Genomic DNA, 24,318 nt, shown 5'->3' with positions numbered 1-24,318 from the left:
TTTGCATCGGTATAACCATGGTCATATCCTAATTGGTAAATTTCTTCAAGAAGTGACGAATTCTGTGAAGAGCTGTTTCGTGAATTTCTGTTGTTTGAATTTCTGTTGTTCATAACTGAATTTTTTAAAATTAATATTGAGTGATTGTGAAAATCCTTGACTAGTATTCGGATTTCCGTGGTTTATTTTGGCAAAGACATAAGGGATAACCTTGAGGCAATTTCTGCTCATGGTTGAATTGTTTTAAATCAGATAAAAACTAATTCTATTTAAATTTGAAAAAGCTTAATCAGATTTTAATTCACATAAAGAATATTAAAACTACCCTCCCGGTAATTTTATGGATGTTCTGAATTTTTTTGAAAACCCGCTTTGTTCAGCAACGAACAAGCAGACAGCAGAGATGCTGAAATGTTCAATAATTTCATAATGTATCTTGTTTGGTGTCTATCAAAGCTACGATGAAAAAAACTATAGTAGTTATGATTCAAGTCATACAAACAGGTTTTTTAACTTTTTTTAGCAATTCTGTATTTATTAATAGCAATAATAAATGCCAACTGTTTTCAGTTGGCATTTATAAAGGATTATATCTCTAAATAGTTTCCGTTTTTTTATTTAAATTTTCTTTAAGAATAAAACTAAAAGTGCTTCCCTTTCCTACTTTGCTTTCTACATTGATTCTTCCATTCTGAGACTCGATAAATTCTTTACTGATGCTTAAACCCAAACCTGTTCCTTCGGCTTTAGTTCCCGGAACACGGAAATAGCGGGTGAAAATATGATTCAGATATTGCTTTTCAATTCCCGGCCCCTGATCTGAGACTGAAAATTTAATATGATCAGATTCAAATTGTTCAACATTAATGTTTACCTGCGAATTTTCTGAAGAATAACGGATTGCATTCGACACAATATTATTGAGTACCCAAAGTGTTTTTTCTTCATCGGCAATCATCGTTGTAAGCTGGGAATCAAGATGAGTATTGATGGATATTTTCTTTTTATCTGCTACAGATTTATTTGCATTAACAGCCTCCTGGATAAGAGAATTGATTTCGAATGAACGGATATTGAGCTGGGTAACACCTGTTTCCAGTTGGGCTAAATTCAATAATTCACCTGTAATTTTCAGCAATCTTACAGTATCGTCATTAATGCCTTTTACAAGTTTCTGCTGTTCTTCATTAAGGTTTCCGATTTTATCATTTTCCAGAAGCTGCAACCCCATTTGTATAGACGAAATAGGCGTTTTGAATTCATGCGAGACCGTACCTATAAAATGAGTTTTTGCGAGATCAAGCTCTTTGAAAGGCGTAATATTTCTCAACATAATCACCTGACCGATAAATCGACTTTCTTCTTCGCCTGTAGGAATTACATTAATATCAACAATATCTTTCTCGAAATAATTTTCTTTTCCCTCTACAAATATTTTTAAAGAATTCGGCTGATCTTTTTTTGATTCGGGATCTATAATTTCTTTAATCAGTGTGCGGATGAGATCATTAGTCACAGCAACATCCTGAATCTGCTGACCTACAAAATTGTTTCTTTTAAGACCTGAGATTTTTAAAGCTTCATCATTTACAAAAAGAACTTTACGGTTTTCATCGATACCGATTACAGCATCATGCATATTGTCGATGAGCGTTTCGATGCGTTTTTTACCTTTCAGTATTTTATCGATTCTGCTTTCAGAATATTCCTGAAGTTTTTCTGCCATCGTATTGAAAGAACGGGCTAATTCTCCGAACTCGCTGTTTCCTTCAAATCGTACTCTCTGTCTGTAATTTTGTTGGGCAATCTGATGAATACTTGCTGTGAGTTCCCGGATCGGATTGGCAATATTTGCCGGTAAATTGACCATGAGAATAAAAGCGACCAGAAAACACAATATCCCGGCAACAGAAACTACGGCAATGGCATTTTGTGCAGTTGTATTGGCAATGCTGCTTTTGAGCTGAATGGCGCTCATATTAAGCTGCATGAGCTCTGTAATTTCTTTACGAATGGAAGATTGCAGATCTGTATTGGTTTTATCTAGTTTTAAATTTAAAAAATGATTACGGATGCTTTGCGTAGTCTCTTTTTCACCATTTTCTGTTATATTTTTAGATTGCAGGGTAAGATTTTTCTGGAATTCTGCCACTGCAAGCGAATCTGTGTCGATCTCTTCAAGCGCCAAAAGCATATTTCGGGAATATTGCAGGGTATTGTAATTGGCAACCAGAATATTCTGTGTATCTTTTTTAAGCTGATAAATAAACCATCCTCCCAAAGCTGAAAGAATGATGATCATCAGAAACAGCAGCCCGACTCCTGCGTTAAGTTTGGTTTTTATTTTCATCACGACAAAATTACTAAATCTACGTTTTGCTTAGAAAGTCTTTTCAGTAAAGAATTAAAAGTATCTGTCGCCCAAATGATCCTCCAAATATCCAAATGCGGTTTACCGATGCATACCGTTGTAATATTTCTTTCCTCGCACTGTTCCATGATTGATAAAGCGACGTTCTTATTTTCAATTCTGATAATTTCTGCACCCAATTCTGTAGCCAGTTTGAAATTATTAATCAGATGTCTCTGTTTGCTTAATGTAATCCTGTCGGAAGATTCTTTCGGAACCTGAACGTATAAAAGAAACCACTGACTGTTATAATAATTAGCCAGTCTTGCGGTTTTCCGGATGACATTTTTTGCCGTTTTTTCATTTGAACTGATACAAGCTAAAAATTTTTCTTTTCTTAAACTTTTACCAATCGTAATTTCGGCTTCCACTTTTCGGGTAACCTGTGAGGCGACTTCCTTTAAAGCCAGCTCCCGAAGCTGTAAAATATTTTCGCTTTTAAAGAAATTGCCCAATGCAGACTGAATTTTACTGCTATCGTAAATTTTACCTTCTTTTAATCGGTTAATCAGTTCTTCTGCCGTAAGGTCGATGTTGACTACTTCATCTGCTGCTGCAAGTATCGTATCGGGAATTCTTTCTGCAACTTCGATCCCGGTTACCGATTTCACCTCATCATTCAGGCTTTCAATATGCTGGATATTTACCGCACTGATCACATTGATACCTGCTTCCAGAATATCCATTACATCCTGCCATCTTTTTTTGTTTTTGCTGCCTTCGATATTGGTGTGGGCAAGTTCATCGATGATGACGATTTCCGGACGGAGAACAAGAATCGCCGAAACATCCAGCTCTTCCAGTTCTTTTCCTTTATAAAATAATTTTCTCCTGGGAATAACTGGGAGACCATCCAGTAAACTATGGGTTTCTTTTCTGTTGTGGGTTTCAATGTATCCAATTTTTACATCGATACCATTTTGCAGCAAAACATGAGCTTCCTGAAGCATTCTGTAAGTTTTACCGACGCCCGCGCTCATTCCGATGTAAATCTTAAGCTTTCCTCTTTTCGATTGATTGATGAGATGTAAAAAATCTTCTGCTGATTTTCTGGGCTCTTCCATTGTAGAGTTTTTTAAAATTAAAAAATTCCCCTGCAAGATCATAGCAGGGAAATTAAGCTTTTTCGAAATTAAAACGAGAATGCCATAGCCGTAATTGCCGTTAAACTGTTTTTATTGAGCTCTTCACTTCGATCCATAAATATAGCGTCTTTGCTGTTCAGATTACGAATTTCTGTTCTCCAGACGAGATTCGGCAAAATATAATAATCTGCATTCAGAGAATATCCAAAAGTTTTGAATCCGTTTTGGGTATTTGTAGAAATAATGACGCCTTTCTCATCCTGATAATATTCTCCCCTTCCTGTTAAACTGAATTTTTCATTTACATTATACTTCAGCAATAATACGGGAGTGTACCAAATATTATAATTGCTGCTGCCTTTCGTTTTTTGTTCGGCACCCACATCAAAACCTGCGGTAATTCCTATTTTTTTATTGATCTGATAAATTCCGTATAAATTGTGGAAATATCTCATCTGTCGAATCGAATCCGGTTTATCATTTCCGATAAAAGAACCGCTATTCAGTGTCAGCTTTTCATTAGGTTTAAAGGTAATCTGATGACCAAATGCAGGGGTAGAATTACCGTCAACTCTCTGAATTCGCTGCCATCCATTTAATACCAATGCACTTAGAAACCATTTTCCCGTCGGAGAAGTATAAGAGATTTTGGCTCCGGTTTCAAAATAGGGAGAATTGTCTGCAAAGAGGCTTCGGCTAAGCGTCCAGTTATCTTTTCCCACCGCACTTTCAAAACCAAGATGGGAAGGCAAAATACCTGCATCAATCCACAAATTGTGTTTTTGAGAGATTTTTAAACCTACATTTGCTTCGTAAATGTTTTTCATTACTCCTGATTCTGCCGCATAATTTGCATTCATGTAAGTTCCCGCTGCCAATGCAAGATTTGCTCTTAGCCTGTCTGTATTATAACCTGCTTTTATGAAAGCAAGGTTGACATTCACTTCATTATTACGATTATGGCTGTAGACAAAACCCGGTCTGCTATTGTTTTTAGGATTATTAAAATCTGCCATGTAATACACTTCGGCATATCCGCTTACTGTAAGAGGTTTAACAATTGAATCGCTTTGAGCCTGCACATTTTTTAAACCAAAAACTGCAAACAAAACAAAGATTATTTTTTTCATTATTATTTTTAAATATAAGATTAAAATCAGGATTACTGATTATTTTTAAATGATGATTAGCTATTATTTTCCTAATTGATCCAAAGCAATATTCAGCTTAAGTACATTGATTTTTTCCGGCCCGAAAAGTCCTAGAAAAGGCTTCTGAATATTAGCTTCGATAAGCTGATTGATTTTCTCCTGAGAAATATTTCGGTCTTGAGCAATTCTTTTCACCTGAACTTTTGCTGCCTGTACAGAAAAATCAGGATCAAGACCACTTCCGCTCGCCGTTATCAGATCAACAGGAATTTCAGATTTCGCCACTCCAGGATTTTTCATTAAAAAAGTGTCGACCCTGGCTTGTACCTGTTTCAGATATTCTTCATTTGACGGGCCTTTATTGCTTCCTCCCGAACCTGCCGAATTGTAATCTACCGCTGAAGGTCGTGACCAGAAATAACGGTTTTCACTGAAAGACTGCCCGATATTGGAATAATAGATTTTATTGTTGTGTGTAATCAGCTCTCCTTTTCCACCATTTGGTGAAAATTGTGCAATTGCCCAAATAATCGCCGGATAAACTATTGTAAGAAGAATGATGGATAAAACGGTCAGTTTTACTGCCGGTAAAATATGTTTTTTCATGATGAAATTTTTTCAGGCTAAAGACAAGAAGAAAATAGATAAGTTAAATATATGAGACATTGTAATTGGATGAAGTATTCTTCCTGCCCTGCCTGTTGATTTTAAAATAGTAATGAAACAAAAAGATCTATAATTTTTATTCCGATAAAAGGAATTACTACTCCCCCTAAACCGAAAATAAATAAGTTGCGTCTCAATAGAGCTGATGCACCGATCGGTTTATAAGCAACACCTTTTAAAGCCAGCGGAATAAGGATCGGAATAATGATCGCATTAAAAATAACTGCCGATAAAATGGCACTTTCCGGACTGTGAAGATTCATAATATTTAAACCTTGCAAAGCAGGAATTGCGGTGATAAACAAAGCAGGAATAATGGCAAAATATTTGGCAACATCATTGGCAATGCTGAATGTTGTGAGTGTTCCCCTTGTCATTAAAAGCTGTTTACCAATCTCCACCACTTCAATTAATTTGGTTGGGTCATTATCGAGATCCACCATATTTCCCGCTTCTTTTGCAGCTTGTGTTCCACTGTTCATTGCTACGCCCACATCAGCCTGAGCCAAAGCCGGAGCATCATTGGTTCCGTCTCCCATCATCGCAACCAATCTTCCCTCCTGCTGTTCTTTTTTGATGTAGTTCATTTTATCTTCCGGTTTTGCTTCGGCAATAAAATCGTCTACTCCTGCTTTTTCAGCAATAAATTTAGCCGTAAGCGGATTATCACCTGTTACCATCACCGTTTTAATTCCCATTTTTCGAAGTCTCTCAAAACGTTCACTGATTCCCGGTTTTATAATATCCTGAAGTTCTATCACTCCTAAAACTTTTTCGTTTTCCGAAACCACCAACGGTGTTCCTCCATTTTGAGAAATGGCACGAACTGTTTCTTCCACACCCTCAGGAAAATGATTTCCGGCACCGGTAACAATTTTTTTAATCGCATCGGTTGCTCCTTTACGGATTCTTACATTTTCATAATCGATACCTGAACTTCTTGTTTCTGCGGTAAATTTGATGTAAACCGGATCATTCACCTGATAACTCAACGGATTCACACCAGCCAACTCAATGATTGATTTTCCTTCCGGAGTTTCATCCGACATTGAACTTAACACCGCAGCTTTTATCAGTTTTAATTCATCAACACCAACAGCAGCATGAAAATGAGTGGCTTTACGGTTTCCAATGGTAATTGTTCCTGTTTTATCCAAAAGAAGCACATCAATATCTCCTGCCGTTTCTACCGCTCTTCCACTTTTGGTAATGACGTTTGCTCTTAAAGCTCTGTCCATTCCGGCAATCCCGATTGCAGATAAAAGTCCCCCAATTGTTGTCGGAATAAGACAGACAAACAAAGAAATAAATGACGCAATGGTAATGGTTATGTTTGAATATGCTGCAAATGGTTTTAACGTAACGCAGACAATGATAAATACCAGTGTAAAACCTGCAAGCAGAATCGTTAATGCAATTTCGTTCGGTGTTTTCTGGCGGGATGCACCTTCCACCAAAGCAATCATTTTATCTAAAAAGCTTTCTCCAGGTTGCGTTGTTACCTGTACAACGATTTTATCAGATAAAACTTTTGTTCCACCTGTTACAGAACTTTTATCACCTCCTGATTCTCGGATGACAGGAGCAGATTCTCCGGTAATGGCACTTTCGTCAATGGTCGCCAAACCTTCAATAATTTCTCCGTCTGAAGGAATAATATCTCCCGCTTCACAGACGAAAATATCGCCCTTATTTAATTTGGCTGATGAAATTATCTCTCCGTTTCGAAGTTTTGCAGGTGTTTCTTCTCTTGTTTTACGTAAACTATCTGCCTGAGCTTTTCCTCTTGCTTCGGCAATGGCTTCCGCAAAATTTCCGAACAATACCGTTAATAAAAGGATGATAAAAACAGTAAAGTTATAGAAGAAACTTCCTTGCGATTTTTCACCTGTTAAAGTCCAGATGCTGACAAACAGCATGACTAATGTACCGAGCCATACCAGAAACATGACCGGATTTTTGATCATTAGTTTTGGATTCAGTTTTACAAATGATTGTTTTAAAGCTTCCTGAACCAATTCTTTCTGAAATAATGATTTATTATTCATTTTAATTTCTCTTATCTAATTTTATTTCATTGAAAAATATTCTGCGATAGGGCCCAATGCCAATGCAGGGAAAAACGAAAGTGCAGCAATGATGGCAATCACAGCGAAAATCATGATTCCAAAAGTGGAAGTATCGGTTTTTAGGGTACCCTCGCCTTCCGGAATGTATTTTTTCTTTGCCAGTAAACCAGCAATCGCTACAGGTCCGATAATAGGAATGAATCGACCTAATATTAATACAATTCCTGTTGAAATGTTCCAAAACATATTATTATCACCCAATCCTTCAAAACCACTTCCGTTGTTAGCTGCCGAAGAAGTGTATTCGTATAAAATCTCACTAAAGCCATGAAAGCCCGGATTATTAAGCGTAGAAGCTCCTACTTCCGGAAATGCCGTTGCCACAGCAGCGCCCACTAAGATGAGAAACGGATGAAATAATGCCACAATCATCGCTATTTTCATTTCTCTTGCTTCAATTTTTCTGCCCATAAATTCGGGAGTTCTTCCTACCATTAATCCACTGATGAATACGGCAAGAATGATATAGATGAAAATATTCAAAATCCCTGCGCCGTCACCACCATAAAAAGCATTCACCATCATTGCCAACATCTGCGTCATTCCTGAAAGCGGTACAGCACTGTCATGCATTGAATTGATAGAACCTGTAGAAATAACGGTTGTCACAATACTCCAGAATCCTGAAGCTGCCGCTCCGAACCGGATTTCTTTCCCTTCCATTGCACCTAAAGAATTATCAATTCCCATCTGGCTGATTGCTGAATTACCATTCATTTCCATGGTAATGGTTGGAACGGCAAGTACTAAAAATCCAACGGTCATTACTCCAAAAATCATGTACCCGAATTTTTTTCTGCGAATGAAATGTCCGAATGCAAAAACCATTGCCATTGGAATGACAAGTTGCGCAAACATTTCTACCATATTGGTAAAATAATTAGGATTTTCTAAAGGGTGTGCGCTATTTGCTCCAAAAAATCCGCCTCCATTGGTTCCGACATGTTTGATTGGTACGAATGCAGCAACAGGCCCTGTGGAAACATCCGCCGTTTTGCCTTCCAGTGTAATCATTTTATCTTTCCCGTTAAAAGTCATCGGCATTCCTTCAAAAACCATCACGGCACCGATAATTAATGAAATAGGCAACAAAATTCTTGTGATCGATTTTAATAAATAATCATAAAAATTTCCGAGTTTTTCGGTTGTTTTTTCCCTAAAAGCTTTAAAAACAACGATTGATGCTGCCATACCGGTTGCTGCCGATACAAACTGAAGAAACATTAGCCAGATCTGTCCGAAATAGCTCATCCCCGTTTCTCCCGAGTAATGCTGCAGGTTACAGTTAACTAAAAATGAAATAGTTGTATTGAATGCCAAATCCGGTGACATATCCGGATTTCCGTCGGGATTGAGAGGAAGCCAGCTCATGTTCATCAAAACCAGCATACTCATAAAAAACCAAAGCAGATTGATCGTTAAAAGTGCAACAAGATGCTGTTTCCAATTCATTTCATGATCCGGATCGATGCCTGAAAATTTATAGAAAAAACGTTCTATCGGATTAAAAACCGGATCTAAAAAAGTCTTCTCGTTGGAGTAAACTTTTGCTATATATTTACCTAAAGGTATTGCGAGCAGCAATGTTATAAGAAACATTGCCACAATGCCTAAAATTTCAGTGTTCATAAGTTTTTTAATGAATTAATTCGAATTCTTTTACAGTAATAATCAGATAAAGAAATGCGACGATACAGGAGATCCAGAAAAACAGTATTCCCCAGTCTTTGAGTTTATTGATAATGTTTTGTTTCATTGCTTTACAGCATATTTAAAATTTTTCAGGTTTTACGAGTACATAGCACATGTAGGCGAATACAGCTATGGCGATGATGAATAATAGAGTCATATCTAATTTTTTAATTTTTGATCTTGTACTATTTGCAGACTATGAATTTCACGGAAAGCAGAAGGAATTTCCTGATAAAGAAACTTCCATTGCTGGGGTTGCAGATTTTTTCTCCAGCTTTCAAAAGACCTTACAAAAAGGTTTTCTATGATGTATCTGATGTATGAATTTCCGTTATTATAAATCCAGTACATTCTTCTTATTGAGACACTCATTTTTTGAATTTTTGAATGTTGGGAGAGACTTTTCATATTGTCTATCGTGATCTGCATGATTCCCGGAAAATTGTTCTGCACAGAAAGTTCTGTGATCTCACTGCGAATGGAAGGAAAAAATACCTTCATATATTCTATGGCAGTAATTCGGTTGATCTTTTTCAAAGCTGAATGTTTTAAATTTCATCGAAATATTCAATTAGACGGTAAAACAAAACGAAAAAAGCCGATCCCAGAATCAATAAAATAATTGTTGTCATATCGTAATTTTTTAATACTGAATAATTGCCGCAGCAACAAAAACGCCTAAGATCACAGCGATGTTAATTGTTACAATCTCAAGATTATGCTTTTCACGAATAGATTTCCATTCTTTCCAGCTTCCGATTTTTCTGATTTTTGATTTCATATTTTTTATTTTAAATCCCTGATTTGTAAACCTGATGCAGGTAATTATTCTGAAGGCTCAATGACATTTTGTCGAAAATCATTTTTTTGTAAGCGGGTTCACTCGAAAATGTAAAGCTGTCTAAAGAATATATGAAGATATTTTCGATGGCATTTTTTAAAGCCTGATCACCTTTGTTATACAACTGATTCATCTTTCGAATAGATTTCAGCAGAATTTTTTGGTCATTATCTCTGATCAGTTTTTTGATTTGTCGGGTAAAAACATTAATGACCATGTAAGGTGACTTGGTTTTGTAAGACTCCTGAAATTCTTCTTTTGTTTCCGGGATCACTTTGATGATCTCTGCAACGGCTTCTGTATGATTCATTTTTTATTATTTGAATACATAATGCCAAGATTTATTCCGAGATAAAATATTTAACCATAAATATTTAACAATCAAAACATTACAATCAAAACATCTCATGCCAAAAAACAAAAAACCCTATCAAAATGATAGGGTCATTATCAGAATGGAAAAATATTTTACGAAATTTTGTATTCTTCTATTTTGCGGTACAACGTTGCAATACCAATTTCTAGAAGACGTGCTGCCTCCGATTTATTGCCTTTTGTATGATTAAGGACTTTCTGAATCTGAATCTTTTCTGCACTTGCCATAGAAAAAGCTGACATCAGTTTATTGCTTTCGTTATCTGAATTGTTTTCTGCAATATCGGGCGGAAGACTTTCTATATCAAGAATTGAAGAATCCGTTAAGATCACACTGCGTTCTATGACGTTTCTAAGCTCCCGGATATTACCTTTCCATCTGTGGTTTTTCAATGCTTTAAGATAAGCAGAAGAAACAGCAGAAATATTTTTACCTATTTTCCGGGAAAACGTTTTGAGGAAAAAATCTGCAATCAGCTCAATGTCTGAAGTTCTTTCTCTTAAACAAGGTAGATTTATTTTAAAAATATTAATCCTGTAATAGAGGTCTTCTCTGAAATTTCCATTTTCAATTTCTTTTTCAAGATCTCTGTTGGTTGCTGCGATAATGCGGACATCTGTTTTTATAGGCTTACTGTCTCCTACTTTGAGAAATTCACCGGATTCAAGCACTCTTAACAATTTTGCCTGAAGATCCAGTGGCATTTCGCCAATTTCGTCAAGAAAAACAGTTCCCAGATTGGCTTCTTCAAAAATACCTTTGCTGTCTTTTACCGCTCCTGTGAAAGCTCCTGCTTTATGACCAAAAAGTTCATTTTCCAGCAAATCTTTCCCAAATGCAGAACAGTTTACGGCGATAAAATTCTTCTTGCTTCTTTTACTTGCGTGATGAATTGCCTGTGCAAAAACTTCTTTTCCGGTTCCCGTTTCTCCTGTAAGAAGCACTGTTGCATCCGTTATTGCAACTTTTTTTGCAGAGTCTACCGATGAAAGCAATACCTCGGATTTACCGATTATATTATTGAAAGACTGCTTATTATCCAACTGTTTTTCCAGCTGGATGACCCGCTTATTTAATGCTACTTTTTCTGTAGCTTTGTATACAAGCGGAAGAATTTTGGTATTGTCGTCACCTTTGGTAATGTAGTCGAAAGCTCCATTTTTTATCGCCATCACTCCGTCGGGAATATTCCCGAAGGCGGTTAAAAGAATAACTTCTGTCACCGGAAATTTTTCTTTAATGATTTTCGAAAACTCCACACCGTTACCATCCGGAAGCTTCACATCACAAATGACAATATCAATATCAGAAACTTCAAGTCTTTTGAGACCAGATTTCAGATTGCTTGCTTCAAAAACTTCAAATCCTTCCAGGCTTATAATTCTTGAAAGAAGTGATCTTATTTTTTCTTCGTCATCGATAATTAAAATAGTATTCAATGCTGTAATTTATGTAGATCAAAATTAGGATTTATATTGAATTTTTAAAGTGATTTTACATTTAAAAAACACCGTTTAGCCCAAGCATATTTGGCGACATGCTCAGTCTCCATGCGATTTTGTTTTTTCCTTCTTTTTTAATTTGGTTTTTGTTCATGTATTTATAGGTTCCCTCCACCACAAAATAGCTGATTGCTGCACTCAGGAAAACATCTGAAAAGAAATGAGCCCCATCCCAGACTCTGGATAAAGGTGTAATTGCACCGATCGTATAAATACCTGCTTTTACCCAAGGATTTGAAAACTGTTTTGCCAGAGAAAACATCGTTGTCGCCACCAATACCGTATGACCTGAAGGAAAAGAACGATACGCCGGTTCGCCACTGAAAGGTTTAAAATGAAATTTACCTTCTCCTGTTCCGGGTCTTGCTCTTCCTACTAATGTTTTTGATAAGGTTTGTATCAATCCGGCCGTGGTTGCTGAAGAAATCATCAATACTCCGGTATCTCTTATTTTGTCATTTTTAGTGAAAAGTCCGGTTAAGTAAACCAAACTCGTAATTCCATAATTATTTTGTGGTCCGCCGAAATAATCGCCAAATTTTCTGACAACACTCGGAACTTTTTCCCGCTGATCCATAAAATATTTACTGGTATCGTGATCTACAGAATACAAGAGCACAGTTCCCAAAGCAACACCACCTACATCGACCCAATTATCTTTTTTCCATGAAAAAGGACTCGCATAGCTGTGAGCGATATTGTTGACAATTTGCTTTCCGTCCACCACAAGCTGTCTACCAATACTGTTTTTAGTATTTACAACAATCGAATCCTCTACATCGGGATTGTTTATCACTAATTCTAAACTGTCTGTCTGCTGCGAAAAAAATAGGTTGGAAATAAAGAATAATCCGAAAATCAAGGTCTGCTTCACTGTTCACTTCTTAAGAACAGCAAATTTATTGATTATAAAGCGGCAAGAGAGACCTTTAATTAAGTTATAGAAAAAAAATATCAAACCGCAGATAAACTACTCAATTATTAATGAACAAAATTATTTAAAATATTGATTTTCAATTTTATTAATAATTAAAAAGTACAAATCTATACTTATCCAAATTTCAAATCATTATGTTAATTAATTTTAAAATATTAAAAAATCCTCAATAAAATTTAAAATTTTTGTAATAATTGAATTACAGAGATGTGGTATATAAACTATATGTTGTACTTTTGACACCGTATTCACCAAATTTTATACAAACTATTACGTAAAGTCATGAAAAGATATTTCTACATTTTTTTTGCATTTCTTTCTTATATTTCTTTTTTTGCCCAAAATCAAAAGGATGCTGTTTCTTCTGAAATAACAAAAGCAACTATTGATAAAAAATTATCTTATATCAAAGAAAATGAAATTAATACTAAAGATGAAGAAAAAATGCTGCTTCAGTTAAGAGCCGATGCAGAAAAAATATCATATGAAAAAGGAATTCTCTTAAGTGGTGATTATCTCATGACCAACTATAATCTACAACGTAATCATACAAAAGTAGTTGAACTGGGAAATCAGTTAAAAAAAATTATAAAAGATAAAAAAGAAGATCCCACCGGAGTTATATCTAGCATTTATAGAAGAAATGCCTTAGCACTCATGTATCTTGGCCTTGATGACGAAAGCAAAAAGGATGTTCAAAAAGCAATATTCTTTGCAAAAACTATTGAGAATCCTGATAGAAAATACCTGAGACTTACTCAGACCTATATGGATATGCATTCTCATTACAATAATCTGACAAACTTATCCGATAATAAATCTTATAAAGATTCTACTTTATATTATCTTGAAAAATCTTTAGAGGCAGCAAATAAAATTAAGGATAACAATGGTGAGATTCCGGATAAAAAGAAATACTCTGAGATTATATACATATACTTACGTCTTGGAATTTTTTATTTAGAATATTCAGATGAAAAAGGAAATTTAGCATTAGCCGAGAAAAATCTTTTAACAGCCGAAAAAATACAGAAAGAAAAACCAAGTTTACCAGAAAGAGATATGGCTATTCTTCTTAATCAATTGAGCTGGCTTTATCTTGAGAAAAAAGAGTTTAAAAAAACTATTGATTATGCAAATCAGGCATTAAATTTAGAGAAGCAAAGCTATGACCCAACCGTAAGAGTAGAATCTTTCGAATTTCTTGCTACAGCTTACACAGAGATGGGAGACAAAGAAAAGTCTGCTTTATTTATGAAAAAGTATACTAATCTTAAAGACAGCTTAAATGTTATAAATAAGTCTAATGCCAATACTGCAATGAAAAATGTAATTGCAGAAACGGATAAAGACTATAAAGAGAATTCAAAAAAAATGTTATTCATTATCGGCGTGCTTATATTAATTGCCGGAACGGTAACCACATTTCTCTGGAAAAGAAAAAACAGAATCTTACGTCAGAAATATGAGAAAATTATTGAGAATCTTAATAATGAAACTTCTTCATATATTGATAATTCAACCACCGATTTTAGTGAAGATATAGACTTGCAGGAGGAAAAGAATAATTTAGAACCTGAAAATTCAGCAATTTCTCAAAAAAACACCATTTCTTCTGAAACCGAAACAAGGATTCTTAAAAAGCTTGCTGCTTTTGAAAAATCAACTAAATTTTTAAAGAAAGATCTTACCATTGGTCTTTTGGCAGGGCAGTTGAATACCAATTCTAAATACCTGTCCGAAATTATAAAGCATCACAAATCACAAAACTTTAGCAATTATATTAATCAACTTAAAATCAATTTCATTATTCATAAGCTTTATAACGAGCCTAATTATCGCGAGTATAAAATCAGTTATTTAGCAGATGTCTGTGGCTACGCCTCGCCTCAGGTTTTCGTGATTGCTTTTAAAAAAATACATGGCATGACACCTTCGTATTTCATTGAAAGTCTTAAAGATGATGATATGAGTAATACTAATCCTGATTCTTGAGCTTATCTATAAAGTGAGACGGAGTAACACCGGTTTCCTTTTTAAATGCAATCACAAAAACTTGTGTTGATGCATATCCACATTCTTCAGAAAGATAGCTGATTTTGTATTCACGATATACAGGATCACTAATCAATTTGTTGGTAATATATTGAATTCTCAGCCCGTTGATATAGCTATTGAAGTTTTTATTTCGGTGAATCTTTATAACTTCCGATATGTATTTTGTGTTTGTATTAAGATGTTTAGAAAGCCAGGTAAGATTAATATCTTTACGCAAAAACTTTCCTGAATCTTCAAATTTAGCAAGCTTTTTTAAAATAAAACTTATCATTTCTTCTGAAATTCCGATTGCTTGTTTTGAAATATTAGAATTTAAACACTCATTTTTTTGTTCATTATCAGGCACTAAAGCTACATTTTCATTTTCTAGAGCGGTAGTATTTGATGTATGTATTTTTTTTATTAAAAAAAAATTCTTTTTGTTACGATATACAATAAAGCCTGCAAAAGTAATAATGAATGCCAGTAAACCAAATAAAACACCTTTAATAAGGGTATCCTGGCTATTTTCGCTTGTTTCTGCAATTACCTGACGCATAGGAATCTCCACCGCCTCTTTTTCAATAGAAACAATACTGTCATTAAGTTTAGAATAAAGATCAAGATATCTTTTAGACTTTTCATTATCACCTAAGCTCAGATATGATTTTGCCAAAACCATATAAGCCAATCTTCTACTATATGGCCTGTTGCAGGATTTTTCAATCGTCAACATATATTCACCGTAGTCAATTGCCTTCGTATAATCTTTTTTTAAATGATAAAACTCTTGCAGTGCCTGATACAAATCCATTCTTGTATCAGAATTGTAATTACTAGTACTTTGATTAACCATTTTTAGAGCTTCCAGAAAATATTTTTCAGATAAAACGATATCCTTATTCATATTTTTAGAATCTTTATAGTATATACCCAGATTCATATTCACAGAAATCAGCAGATCATTCTTTTTTTCGTTAAGAACAGTAAGGCTCATATCATCAACCTTAAGTACTTCTTCTCTACATTTTTTGAGGTAATACAACACTTTATCATCAGACTTCCCATGATAATATGGTGCTAAATTATAGTAAATAAAAGAGGTGTAAAAATATCTTTCATCTGCATCTTCAATGAGCATAGATGCTTTAATAGCACTTTTATATTGATTAAGACTTTCATCGTACATTCCTAAATTATCACACAATGTAGCTCTTGTATCATATAATATTGATAGTGTTGTGTAATCTTTTTGAGATGCTGCAAGATCACGCACTTTATCAGAAATTTTAAATGCTTTTTTGTAATCTCCTATTTTAGAATATAGAAGCATGAGATTTTTAGTAGCAAGCAACTCTCCTTTTTTACAATTTTCAGATTTTGCAAAATGTATTGTTTCCTCCAAAATCTTCCTTGCTTCAAATAACTTTCCATTCTGATTAAGATCGACTGCTTTATTAACATAATCAGTTATTTTGCTTTCCTTATTGCAGATGAGCGATTGTGCACTAATCCTACCGTATCCTAAGTAATTTATCAGGAAAATAAGCGAAAAAAATCTAGGTAAAAACTCTTTATAGCTTGTCTTTCTTACAGAAAAAAAATGCTTCGACTGGTTCGGTAAATTTCGATACATAAATTTATCGTAATAATTGCAAAATGGTTATTACCTCAAAAGTAATGTTCGAAAGAGTTATAAGAATAAAAGTATATAGAATATATTCTGATATTATTCTATTAAAAAAAAGCTCAAGTATCTAATTAACAATATATATAAATTGTAAAATGCAATATATAACACATGAAAAATTAAAGAAATTTTAAATATATTTTTCTGCTATTATTCTATATAAAATTTGTTTAAGAATATCAAATACAATAAATATATTTTTCAGAATAAACAGATCATGATATTCGTATAATCAAAAGTTTCAAATTCAAAAACAATTAACTCCGATAAAGAAATATTGTTTTTTTATCAATAATTATTAAAAAAATTGCCAATGAGACAATCCGAGCCTAACGTTTAATTAATCAAAAAATTAATACGTTAAAAAATTATAACAAAAGTTAAAATAAATACAACAATTTGAAAATCAATACTATTTAATTGTAAAACAATAAATAATTAAAGAACTATTTCAGAATTAATGCTATAAAATTATTTTTTTCCCCCAAATATCAATGTAATATTGCTTCGTATTCTTTACTTGAAATCCCTCAGTATAAAGAAACATTATTAAAAACCACCATGATTAGAAAAAACACCAACATCATTTCCCTTTCAACGAAACCAAAAGGTTTCATTGGGAAATTTGTTTTGTTTTTATTATGGATACTTACTTTACTTCCAAATTCTTTTTCAGCAGCAATTTCAAAAGATGCATCTGATGAGATCATCGCAGATTCATCTTATACAATTACCATTCCTAAATCTGAAAACAACGTTCTACACATTTCAGAAGGAACAACGATATATGGTATGGAAAATATTTCTTTACCATCTTCTGCTGATAATCCTGTTATTAATAAAGAAAAAAAAGTAAAGCCGAAAATCAAAAAGAATTACTTGGCGAAAACGGAAGAAAAAAAACCTATTGTAGAGAAAAGAATTCAAAAAGTAATCGTAAAAACATGCATATCAAAGAATTCAAAAGATTCATTTGATATTTCAAAAAAACATTTCAACGAAGGAACTGTTAATACAAATTTACAGTTGAAGATTTCTATTATTACTGAAACTCTTCGTTTAGAGACTCATTACCATGGCAACACAAATTCATCATATACCTATTCAAATTTTCTAAAAGGAGGATTGGCTGTGTCTTATTATTTTACACGTCCTCCTCCTTTTCTTGCCTAAATATTAGCTTATTCCCTTAAATAATGATGTGATCAAATAGATACATAATCAACAAGAGCTTAATATTTAAAAATCAAATTCCCTTTAAATCTTATGAAGAAGTTTAAAAAATTTCTTTTAAGATCATGTGCCTGATTAAAAATACTTAATCTGAACACATATATATTACACAATTTTAAACCAATGATAATGAAAAATTTATTCTTAACTGTAATGCTTTTTACAGGGAATCTCTTGGTGTACTCTCAGTTCACCTGTGATTCTTCAATGTATTTGGGACAAGCCCCGAATGCAGCCACCAATACTACGTTATATAACGTAAATACCTCCACAAATCCTTTTACTTATCCTGCAATAGGAACTATAGCATCTATAAAGTATAATGCTATGGGTTTTCATCCTACTACCGGATACTTATATGCAATAGCCGATGCAAGTAATAATATTCTTAGAATAAACTCAGACGGAACTTTCACAAATTTGGGGGCCGTTACAAATCTGCCTACAGGAATTAGCTTCAACTCAGGGGAAATTGATAGTGCAGGAAACTTTTATGTAAGCGGTGCAGGAAGTGTAAATACCCTGTACAGAATCAATATCGCAACACTTACAGCTACTCCTATCCCATTACTTTCATCTCTAACGGTATCCGATTTTGCCTACAATCCTGTTGATGGTTTCCTTTATGGAGTTCATAATACGACAGGATTATTGACTCGTATTAATACAACTACCGGAGCAGTGACTTCTATCGGAACTTCTATTGCCGGAACTCCTTTTGGTGCCATGATGGGATCTAGTAACGGAGCAGTTTTTGGCGTGAGTAACAACGGTGGATTTTATCAGTTTAACATCACAAATGGTACACGAGTATTAGTTTCCGATGCACCTGCAAGTTTAGGTAATGACGGTGCACATTGTGTAACAGCGCCTATTGCTTTTTCTGCAGATTTATCTGTAACTAAAACTGATGGAACGACAACATATACTGCAGGAACGACAACCGTATATACAGTTGTTGTAAGAAATAACGGTCCTTTCGGAGTTTTGAATGCTAGTGTTACAGATAGTGTACCTGCAGGAATTCCAAATGCCAACATGACATATACTGCAGTTGCATCTGCAGGGAGTATAACAGCAGTAACAGGTACTCAGACAGGTGCTATTAATGATTTAGTTTCTTTACCTGTTAATGGTACAGTTACTTATACGGTTACAGTAAATATTCCAGCTGCATTTACTGGTAATCTCACCAATACTGCAATAATAACTTCACCTGTTACTTCTACTGATTCAAATTTAGCTAATAATAGCGCAACAGATACCGATGTAAGTTCATGCAGTGCCGGATTAGACTCCGATGGAGACGGTATCAGTAATTTTTGTGATCTTGATGCAGATAATGACGGTATACCAAACTGTGTGGAAAATGGTTTTAATGGTGACCCAAATACCACATTTAAATCAAATGGCAATGCAACTGCTCTTACAAATTCTTCAGGAATTGCTCCTACAAACCAATTTAGATTAACAAACGGAGCTTCTCAGGTAGGACAAGCATGGTCTTACGGTAAAATTGATTTTGCCCAAAGTTTTAATATTAATATGAAAGTCCTTTTATCAGATGCAGATGGTATAGCTATCGTTTTTCAAAATGATCCTTTAGGTACCTCCGCAGCCGGAATTGTAGGCCAAGGCTTAGGAGCCAGAGGTATTTCGAACGGAATTGCTTTGGAACTGGATACCTTTGAGAATAGTTGTGATAATGATCTTAATAATGGAGGAAATTGTGATCCGTCATTTGATCATGGTAGCATAAGAATGACAGCAGGTACAGCAACAACAGGATGGACGAAGTTAGCAGGTGACGGACAGTTGGGGGATGGAACAGTAAATGATGGATTATGGCATACGGTGAATGTGATTTGGAATGCGACAACACGTAATCTATCATATACTTTTGATGGAATGGCTGTAACAAATTATACTTTTCCGGCAACTGGTGCAAATTCATTAACGACTATTTTCGGGGGAACAACTAATGTTCGTTTCGGATTCACTGGTTCCACAGGCGAATTTGGGTCTAATAATAGTATTGGGTTTGATAATCCTTGTTCAATTCCTGTATATTTTGATACCGATAATGATGGAACTCCTGATTATCTGGATTTAGACTCTGATAATGATGGCTGCCCTGATGCAAGAGAAGGTGGAGATAATGTGACTGCATCACAACTCAATCCTAACGGAAGCATCAACACTGGAGCGACAGGAGGAGTTAATGCTAATGGAATTCCTAATTTAGTTAATGTTGGTGGTGCTGCAGATATAGATAATGCTGCAGGTCAAAGTATAGGATTTGCTCAGCAATCATCAATAAATGAATGTAATGATATTGATAATGATGGAATTGCAGATCTATATGATTTAGATAATGATAATGACGGTATTTTAGACAGCGATGAGTGCGGATCTACTAACAGAGTTTCGAACGGAGTTTTCCCGACAACAGGAGGAAATACCAATACCGTTACTGGCTGGACGGTAGGTGGTACTTATTCTGCTATTTGGCCATCAGGAACCGGTAGAGTAAACTTAAACTCAAACGGTTTGGAATTTAGAAGGGACCAATCAACAACAACAACCCTATCTCAAAACCTAACCGGGATGATGCCTGCGGCATTAATAACACTGAATAACCTATATTGGTACAGATCACCAGGTATTGAGACAGAAAATGGCTTTACATTCACAGTTTCTTATGCCGGTACAGTATACGCTACAATAAGCTCTACAGGAACTGCTGCTCCTGTGGTAACAGCTAATAACGGTGCAACAGTAAGCATATCAACATTACCTTCGGTAGCTTCAACAGATCAGATTTCAGCTAAAACCAATCTTACCATCAAACTTCCTTTTACTGCAGGCCTCCCAACTTCAGGACAATTGCTTCTTACATTTGTAGCTGGTATATCTCCTGACCATACAAGAGATTTAGGTATGGGATCAGTTACTGTTTTTGCTTGTCAAGATACAGATGGCGACGGGATTGCTAATATATTTGACATTGACAGTGACAATGATGGTTGCCCAGATGCTGTAGAAGGAGACGAAAATGTAACAGCTACACAGCTTAATCCAGATGGAAGTATCAATATTGCAGCGAATGGAGGCGTTAATACATTTGGAGTTTCTGTTTTAGTAAATACTGGCGGATCTGCTGACATAGGAAGTGATCAAGGGCAAGGTGTGGGCTATTCTCAGATTTCAGCTACCAATGCATGTACTGATACAGATAATGATGGTATTGCAGATGTCTTAGACTTAGATAAAGATAATGACGGTATTTTAGATACCGATGAATGTGGCGGCTCTGCGAATATCATCAAAAGAGGAAATTTCACAACTTTACCAGCTACACCTGGTACATTCACTCCCGCTCAGTTTGCGACAGCAAATCCTGATTGGGTTCTTGCTTCTACAGGTGCAGGAGCTGCCACTCAAATTTTCTGGGGTAATACTACATCACCTTTTGCTTTTGGTAATGGTATCCGTTTCCAAAGTGATGCAGTGACACAATCCCTTACACAATCAATAACAAATCTTTATCATTATGCAAAACCTCAGGTGGTAATTTCAAGATTTGCCGCAAGTAACTCTAATCCATTAGCTAATTCATCAACATTGATTTTGTCTTATGCAGGCGTAGAATATATGAGAATTGCAACAGCTAATGGGGTTAATACTATATCTACACTTACATATAGCAACGGAGCGTCAGGATCACTAGCAACTGTTGCAGTGGGTACTATTTACAACAACTGGGTAATTGATTTACCTTACGGTGTACCTTCTACAGGAAGTTTAAAAATTGATTATTTGGCAGGACCTGCCGATTCTGACGATTTTTATATTGGAGATATTGTAATCAATGCATGTCAGGATACCGATACCGATGGAATACCAAACTTTTTAGACCTGGATTCCGATAACGACGGATGTTTAGATGCCATCGAAGGAGGTGATAACGTAACTTCAGCACAATTGGTTGCTGCTGCAAACGGACTTGGTGTGGGAACAGGCTCTTCTGCTTCTAACCAAAACCTTTGCGCAGGTACAGGATGTGTGGATGCTCAAGGAGTACCTACAGTTGTAAACTCAGGAGGTGCTGCCGATATTACTGGTGATCAGGGACAGGGTGCAGGATTCTCTCAAACTACTTTGTTTAATGAGTGTGATACAACTTCAGGTTTTGACTGTATCAAACCGGGAGTGGCAGGAACTCCTCTTCCGACAAAAGTAGGAATCCTTACAAAATCTAACCCATCAACGCAATGGCCTCAGAATGTACCAAACGGACACATCGTTCTTGATGGTGCCGAAAAAGGGTTTGTTATCACGCACATGACAACTACCGAAAGAGATGCTCTTGTTCCGGTAGAAGGAATGATGATCTATAATACCACTGTAAACTGCGTACAGCTTTACAGAGGAACTACCCCTTCTGTAGACTCAGGAAGAACTGGTTGGAACTGTCTGGAAACTGCTTGTGACGGAATACCGCAAAGAAACGTAAACATCGGATATTGGGGACCTAGCGGATATAATTTCTTCAGTAATCACGGTACTTTCAGAAACCAGCTGCAGGCTACTACAAACTATGGACCTACTGGAACATTCAAAGGTGTTTCAGGATGGACTTGGATTGATGCCAATACCGATGTAAATGCTACTGCTGCTACATTCACCGCTGCACAGATGAAGGCTAAATACGATATGATCGTAACAGGTTATAATAATATGACCGCTGCTTCTGCTGCTAAAATCAAGGAATATACAGATTTAGGAGGTGTTGTTTTTGTCTTGGCGGATGGATTACAGTCTGCAGGAAATGCGCTTAATACTGCATTCGGAGGTACAGGTAACATCAGTAATGGATCTGACGCACAGGCAGGAGGAAATGCACAGGCAAGAACATTAAATAACAGCATCAGTAACGGAATATTCGGTACAGGTGGTGGTGCAACCATTATAGGAACAGCCGGACAGGCGGTTCCACCGGTGGCCAATATTCCTGCAGGTTCTTTTATCACAGCATATATGAATTTCCCTACCGTAACAAGTACAACAAATGCAGGGGTTTACATCACCGGTGCATCAGGTAGAGCAATATTCGTGTATGATGAAGGAATTTATCGTGCGGGATCTGTAGCAGGTACAGCGATAGATACTACTCAGGAGATATTCATTCACAATTTAATGTCTTATGCCCTGCAGAAAGTAGGCTTCAGTGCTCAGTAAATAATTAAACTTTCAGCCCGGTAAACTGATAAAGAATTGCCGGGTTTGAAAGTATTAATAATTAAATATCAAATTTTTAAAATCATGAAAAAATATATAACACTGGCAATAATTCCCGCAGCATTCCTTTTTTCAGGCAATGCTAAAGCGCAGATTGCCATCGGAAAAACCACGATGACCAATGACAGCGTGCTTCTTGAATTCGGAAGCGAAGCCAAAGGAATCATTCTTCCCGCTGTAAACACAGCTCCCGGAGCGGTAAACGGAACTTTTGTGCTCGACAACACCACAAAATCGGTAAGAGTTATGCAAAACGGTACCTGGACGGATCTTTCAACTGCAGGTCAGGCAACGGCAAATCCCTATGCCAATGCAGGTGCAGATACCATTCCGGGAATAAACGGAGTTGTGATGGGCGCTGCAACAAGCAGCAAACCGGGAGTTTTGGTTTTAGAATCTACCATTAAAGCTCTCGTACTTCCGAAAGTAAGTGAGGCAAACCTGAATATCCCAAGTCCTGTAGCAGGTACAATGGTATATGATACTCAAACTTCTATGCTTGCTGTATATGACGGGGCTAACTGGAACTACTGGAAGTAATAAAAACTTTCTGTTTGAAAGAGGAGACCATTATATAACAGAGAATTATTCTTCTGTCTTATTAAAAAAGGTAGAAAATTAGATCTTAATAATCATTACAGAAAATATTTATTGTTAAGGTCTAACAACTTAATACACAGCATAAATGCCAAGGTTACAAAAAATAAAATTTTATCTCTATAAGAAAATTCTTATAAAAAAAGATAATCTAAATAATCTCATTGCAAAAAATGCCACTGAGGCTTTATCTGATACAAAAAACATCTGCGCTTCCGCCATAAACTGCGGCAGTGCAGATATATTTCTAACAAACTTAAACATACAATTTGGCAAAAATTTACCCCTTAAAATAAATCATGAAATGCCAACTCCTTCAATAGCTTTTATCGAAGGAATTATTGCTTTTAGTTCAGATGCTATTTTGCAATTCAAAATAACAGATAACATTGCGTTAATCCATAATATTAAAACCTTAGTGAAAATGAAACAAAGAGTAATACCCTTAGTAGCAATACTTACACTCACAAGTATTGTAAAATCACAAATTGCTATTGGGAAACCGACTATCACAAACCATTCGGTATCCTTGGAATTTGCAGATACAAAAAATCGGGCAGCAATTGTCGAAAAAGAAATCATCATTTATAATACAAATGGGCTTTCTGGAAACCTTAATCTCATGAAGAATAAGACAGTTTCTAATGCGTGATACCAAAAATTTGGTATGA

18 protein-coding genes are annotated in these 24,318 nt (G+C 35.5%); 5 read left to right on the top strand and 13 right to left on the bottom strand.

Annotated features, from left to right (window positions below; translation table 11 throughout):
* Window positions 1-595: 595 nt before the first annotated feature.
* The 12 genes from BM371_RS11730 to BM371_RS11680 form a co-directional block, all read right to left on the bottom strand.
* On the bottom strand, window positions 596-2,350 hold the full coding sequence (locus tag BM371_RS11730) for a sensor histidine kinase (RefSeq protein ID WP_034679829.1): 1,755 nt from the start codon (window positions 2,348-2,350) through the stop codon (window positions 596-598).
* The gene (locus BM371_RS11725) at window positions 2,350-3,474 is read right to left on the bottom strand and encodes a histidine kinase (RefSeq protein ID WP_034679861.1); all 1,125 of its coding nucleotides are present in this window, start codon (window positions 3,472-3,474) and stop codon (window positions 2,350-2,352) included. Before BM371_RS11725 ends, BM371_RS11730 begins: the two co-directional genes overlap by 1 nt.
* Before the next feature lie 68 nt (window positions 3,475-3,542).
* Window positions 3,543-4,625, bottom strand: a complete 1,083-nt coding sequence (locus BM371_RS11720) for a porin (protein ID WP_034679831.1) — start codon at window positions 4,623-4,625, stop codon at window positions 3,543-3,545.
* 63 nt (window positions 4,626-4,688) lie between these two features.
* Window positions 4,689-5,252 (bottom strand): K(+)-transporting ATPase subunit C, encoded by a 564-nt coding sequence (locus BM371_RS11715; RefSeq protein ID WP_034679833.1) that lies wholly within the window; start codon window positions 5,250-5,252, stop codon window positions 4,689-4,691.
* A 101-nt stretch (window positions 5,253-5,353) separates the two neighbouring features.
* A complete protein-coding gene (gene kdpB / locus BM371_RS11710) occupies window positions 5,354-7,360 on the bottom strand; it encodes a potassium-transporting ATPase subunit KdpB (protein ID WP_034679835.1) in 2,007 nt (668 codons plus the stop codon).
* Window positions 7,361-7,381: 21 nt separating this feature from the next.
* Window positions 7,382-9,070, bottom strand: a complete 1,689-nt coding sequence (gene kdpA / locus BM371_RS11705) for a potassium-transporting ATPase subunit KdpA (protein WP_034679837.1) — start codon at window positions 9,068-9,070, stop codon at window positions 7,382-7,384.
* Between the two features lie 142 nt (window positions 9,071-9,212).
* Entirely contained in the window at window positions 9,213-9,290 is a 78-nt protein-coding gene (locus tag BM371_RS21015; protein WP_074958710.1) for a potassium-transporting ATPase subunit F, read from the bottom strand.
* A gap of 2 nt (window positions 9,291-9,292) precedes the next feature.
* A complete protein-coding gene (locus BM371_RS11695; protein ID WP_034679839.1) occupies window positions 9,293-9,670 on the bottom strand; it encodes a DUF7674 family protein in 378 nt (125 codons plus the stop codon).
* 106 nt (window positions 9,671-9,776) lie between these two features.
* Window positions 9,777-9,914: a hypothetical protein gene (locus tag BM371_RS20565; RefSeq protein ID WP_165571808.1), complete on the bottom strand. Its 138-nt coding sequence runs from the start codon at window positions 9,912-9,914 to the stop codon at window positions 9,777-9,779.
* Window positions 9,915-9,924: 10 nt separating this feature from the next.
* On the bottom strand, window positions 9,925-10,284 hold the full coding sequence (locus tag BM371_RS11690; RefSeq protein ID WP_034679841.1) for a DUF7674 family protein: 360 nt from the start codon (window positions 10,282-10,284) through the stop codon (window positions 9,925-9,927).
* A gap of 158 nt (window positions 10,285-10,442) precedes the next feature.
* The gene (locus tag BM371_RS11685; RefSeq protein WP_034679843.1) at window positions 10,443-11,789 is read right to left on the bottom strand and encodes a sigma-54-dependent transcriptional regulator; all 1,347 of its coding nucleotides are present in this window, start codon (window positions 11,787-11,789) and stop codon (window positions 10,443-10,445) included.
* Between the two features lie 61 nt (window positions 11,790-11,850).
* Window positions 11,851-12,726, bottom strand: coding sequence for a phosphatase PAP2 family protein (locus BM371_RS11680; RefSeq protein ID WP_034679848.1), 876 nt, complete (start codon window positions 12,724-12,726; stop codon window positions 11,851-11,853).
* Window positions 12,727-13,071: 345 nt separating this feature from the next.
* On the opposite strand from BM371_RS11680, the gene BM371_RS11675 reads away from it, so the two are divergent.
* On the top strand, window positions 13,072-14,784 hold the full coding sequence (locus tag BM371_RS11675) for a helix-turn-helix domain-containing protein (RefSeq protein ID WP_051883108.1): 1,713 nt from the start codon (window positions 13,072-13,074) through the stop codon (window positions 14,782-14,784).
* Here the strand turns inward: BM371_RS11675 and BM371_RS20745 are convergent.
* Window positions 14,768-16,462, bottom strand: coding sequence for a helix-turn-helix domain-containing protein (locus BM371_RS20745; RefSeq protein ID WP_051883110.1), 1,695 nt, complete (start codon window positions 16,460-16,462; stop codon window positions 14,768-14,770). The genes BM371_RS11675 and BM371_RS20745 overlap by 17 nt on opposite strands.
* A gap of 615 nt (window positions 16,463-17,077) precedes the next feature.
* Between BM371_RS20745 and BM371_RS11665 the strand changes: the two genes are divergently transcribed.
* The 4 genes from BM371_RS11665 (at window position 17,078) to BM371_RS11650 (ending at window position 24,299) form a co-directional block, all read left to right on the top strand.
* On the top strand, window positions 17,078-17,689 hold the full coding sequence (locus tag BM371_RS11665; RefSeq protein WP_034679851.1) for a hypothetical protein: 612 nt from the start codon (window positions 17,078-17,080) through the stop codon (window positions 17,687-17,689).
* Between the two features lie 189 nt (window positions 17,690-17,878).
* Window positions 17,879-22,990: a DUF6923 family protein gene (locus tag BM371_RS11660; protein ID WP_074958690.1), complete on the top strand. Its 5,112-nt coding sequence runs from the start codon at window positions 17,879-17,881 to the stop codon at window positions 22,988-22,990.
* Window positions 22,991-23,074: 84 nt separating this feature from the next.
* Window positions 23,075-23,590: a hypothetical protein gene (locus BM371_RS11655; RefSeq protein WP_034679855.1), complete on the top strand. Its 516-nt coding sequence runs from the start codon at window positions 23,075-23,077 to the stop codon at window positions 23,588-23,590.
* 145 nt (window positions 23,591-23,735) lie between these two features.
* Window positions 23,736-24,299 carry a hypothetical protein gene (locus BM371_RS11650; RefSeq protein WP_034679857.1) on the top strand — a complete coding sequence of 188 codons (564 nt, stop codon included), beginning with the start codon at window positions 23,736-23,738 and terminating at the stop codon, window positions 24,297-24,299.
* The last annotated feature ends 19 nt before the right edge of the window (window positions 24,300-24,318 follow it).

This window comes from Chryseobacterium formosense, assembly GCF_900116415.1.
Classification (GTDB): Bacteria; Bacteroidota; Bacteroidia; order Flavobacteriales; family Weeksellaceae; genus Chryseobacterium; species Chryseobacterium formosense.
Note: the sequence above shows the minus strand (reverse complement) of the source record. Positions and strands in the feature narration are given on the sequence as shown.

Excerpts from the sequence above, each read along its gene's own strand:
- BM371_RS11730 (WP_034679829.1), bottom strand. The coding sequence starts at position 2,350 with ATGAAAATAAAAACCAAACTTAACGCAGGAGTCGGGCTGCTGTTTCTG.
- BM371_RS11725 (WP_034679861.1), bottom strand. The coding sequence starts at position 3,474 with ATGGAAGAGCCCAGAAAATCAGCAGAAGATTTTTTACATCTCATCAAT.
- BM371_RS11720 (WP_034679831.1), bottom strand. The coding sequence starts at position 4,625 with ATGAAAAAAATAATCTTTGTTTTGTTTGCAGTTTTTGGTTTAAAAAAT.
- BM371_RS11715 (WP_034679833.1), bottom strand. The coding sequence starts at position 5,252 with ATGAAAAAACATATTTTACCGGCAGTAAAACTGACCGTTTTATCCATC.
- kdpB (WP_034679835.1), bottom strand. The coding sequence starts at position 7,360 with ATGAATAATAAATCATTATTTCAGAAAGAATTGGTTCAGGAAGCTTTA.
- kdpA (WP_034679837.1), bottom strand. The coding sequence starts at position 9,070 with ATGAACACTGAAATTTTAGGCATTGTGGCAATGTTTCTTATAACATTG.
- BM371_RS21015 (WP_074958710.1), bottom strand. The coding sequence starts at position 9,290 with ATGACTCTATTATTCATCATCGCCATAGCTGTATTCGCCTACATGTGC.
- BM371_RS20565 (WP_165571808.1), bottom strand. The coding sequence starts at position 9,914 with ATGAAATCAAAAATCAGAAAAATCGGAAGCTGGAAAGAATGGAAATCT.
- BM371_RS11690 (WP_034679841.1), bottom strand. The coding sequence starts at position 10,284 with ATGAATCATACAGAAGCCGTTGCAGAGATCATCAAAGTGATCCCGGAA.
- BM371_RS11675 (WP_051883108.1), top strand. The coding sequence starts at position 13,072 with ATGAAAAGATATTTCTACATTTTTTTTGCATTTCTTTCTTATATTTCT.
- BM371_RS20745 (WP_051883110.1), bottom strand. The coding sequence starts at position 16,462 with ATGTATCGAAATTTACCGAACCAGTCGAAGCATTTTTTTTCTGTAAGA.
- BM371_RS11665 (WP_034679851.1), top strand. The coding sequence starts at position 17,078 with ATGATTAGAAAAAACACCAACATCATTTCCCTTTCAACGAAACCAAAA.
- BM371_RS11660 (WP_074958690.1), top strand. The coding sequence starts at position 17,879 with ATGAAAAATTTATTCTTAACTGTAATGCTTTTTACAGGGAATCTCTTG.
- BM371_RS11655 (WP_034679855.1), top strand. The coding sequence starts at position 23,075 with ATGAAAAAATATATAACACTGGCAATAATTCCCGCAGCATTCCTTTTT.
- BM371_RS11650 (WP_034679857.1), top strand. The coding sequence starts at position 23,736 with ATGCCAAGGTTACAAAAAATAAAATTTTATCTCTATAAGAAAATTCTT.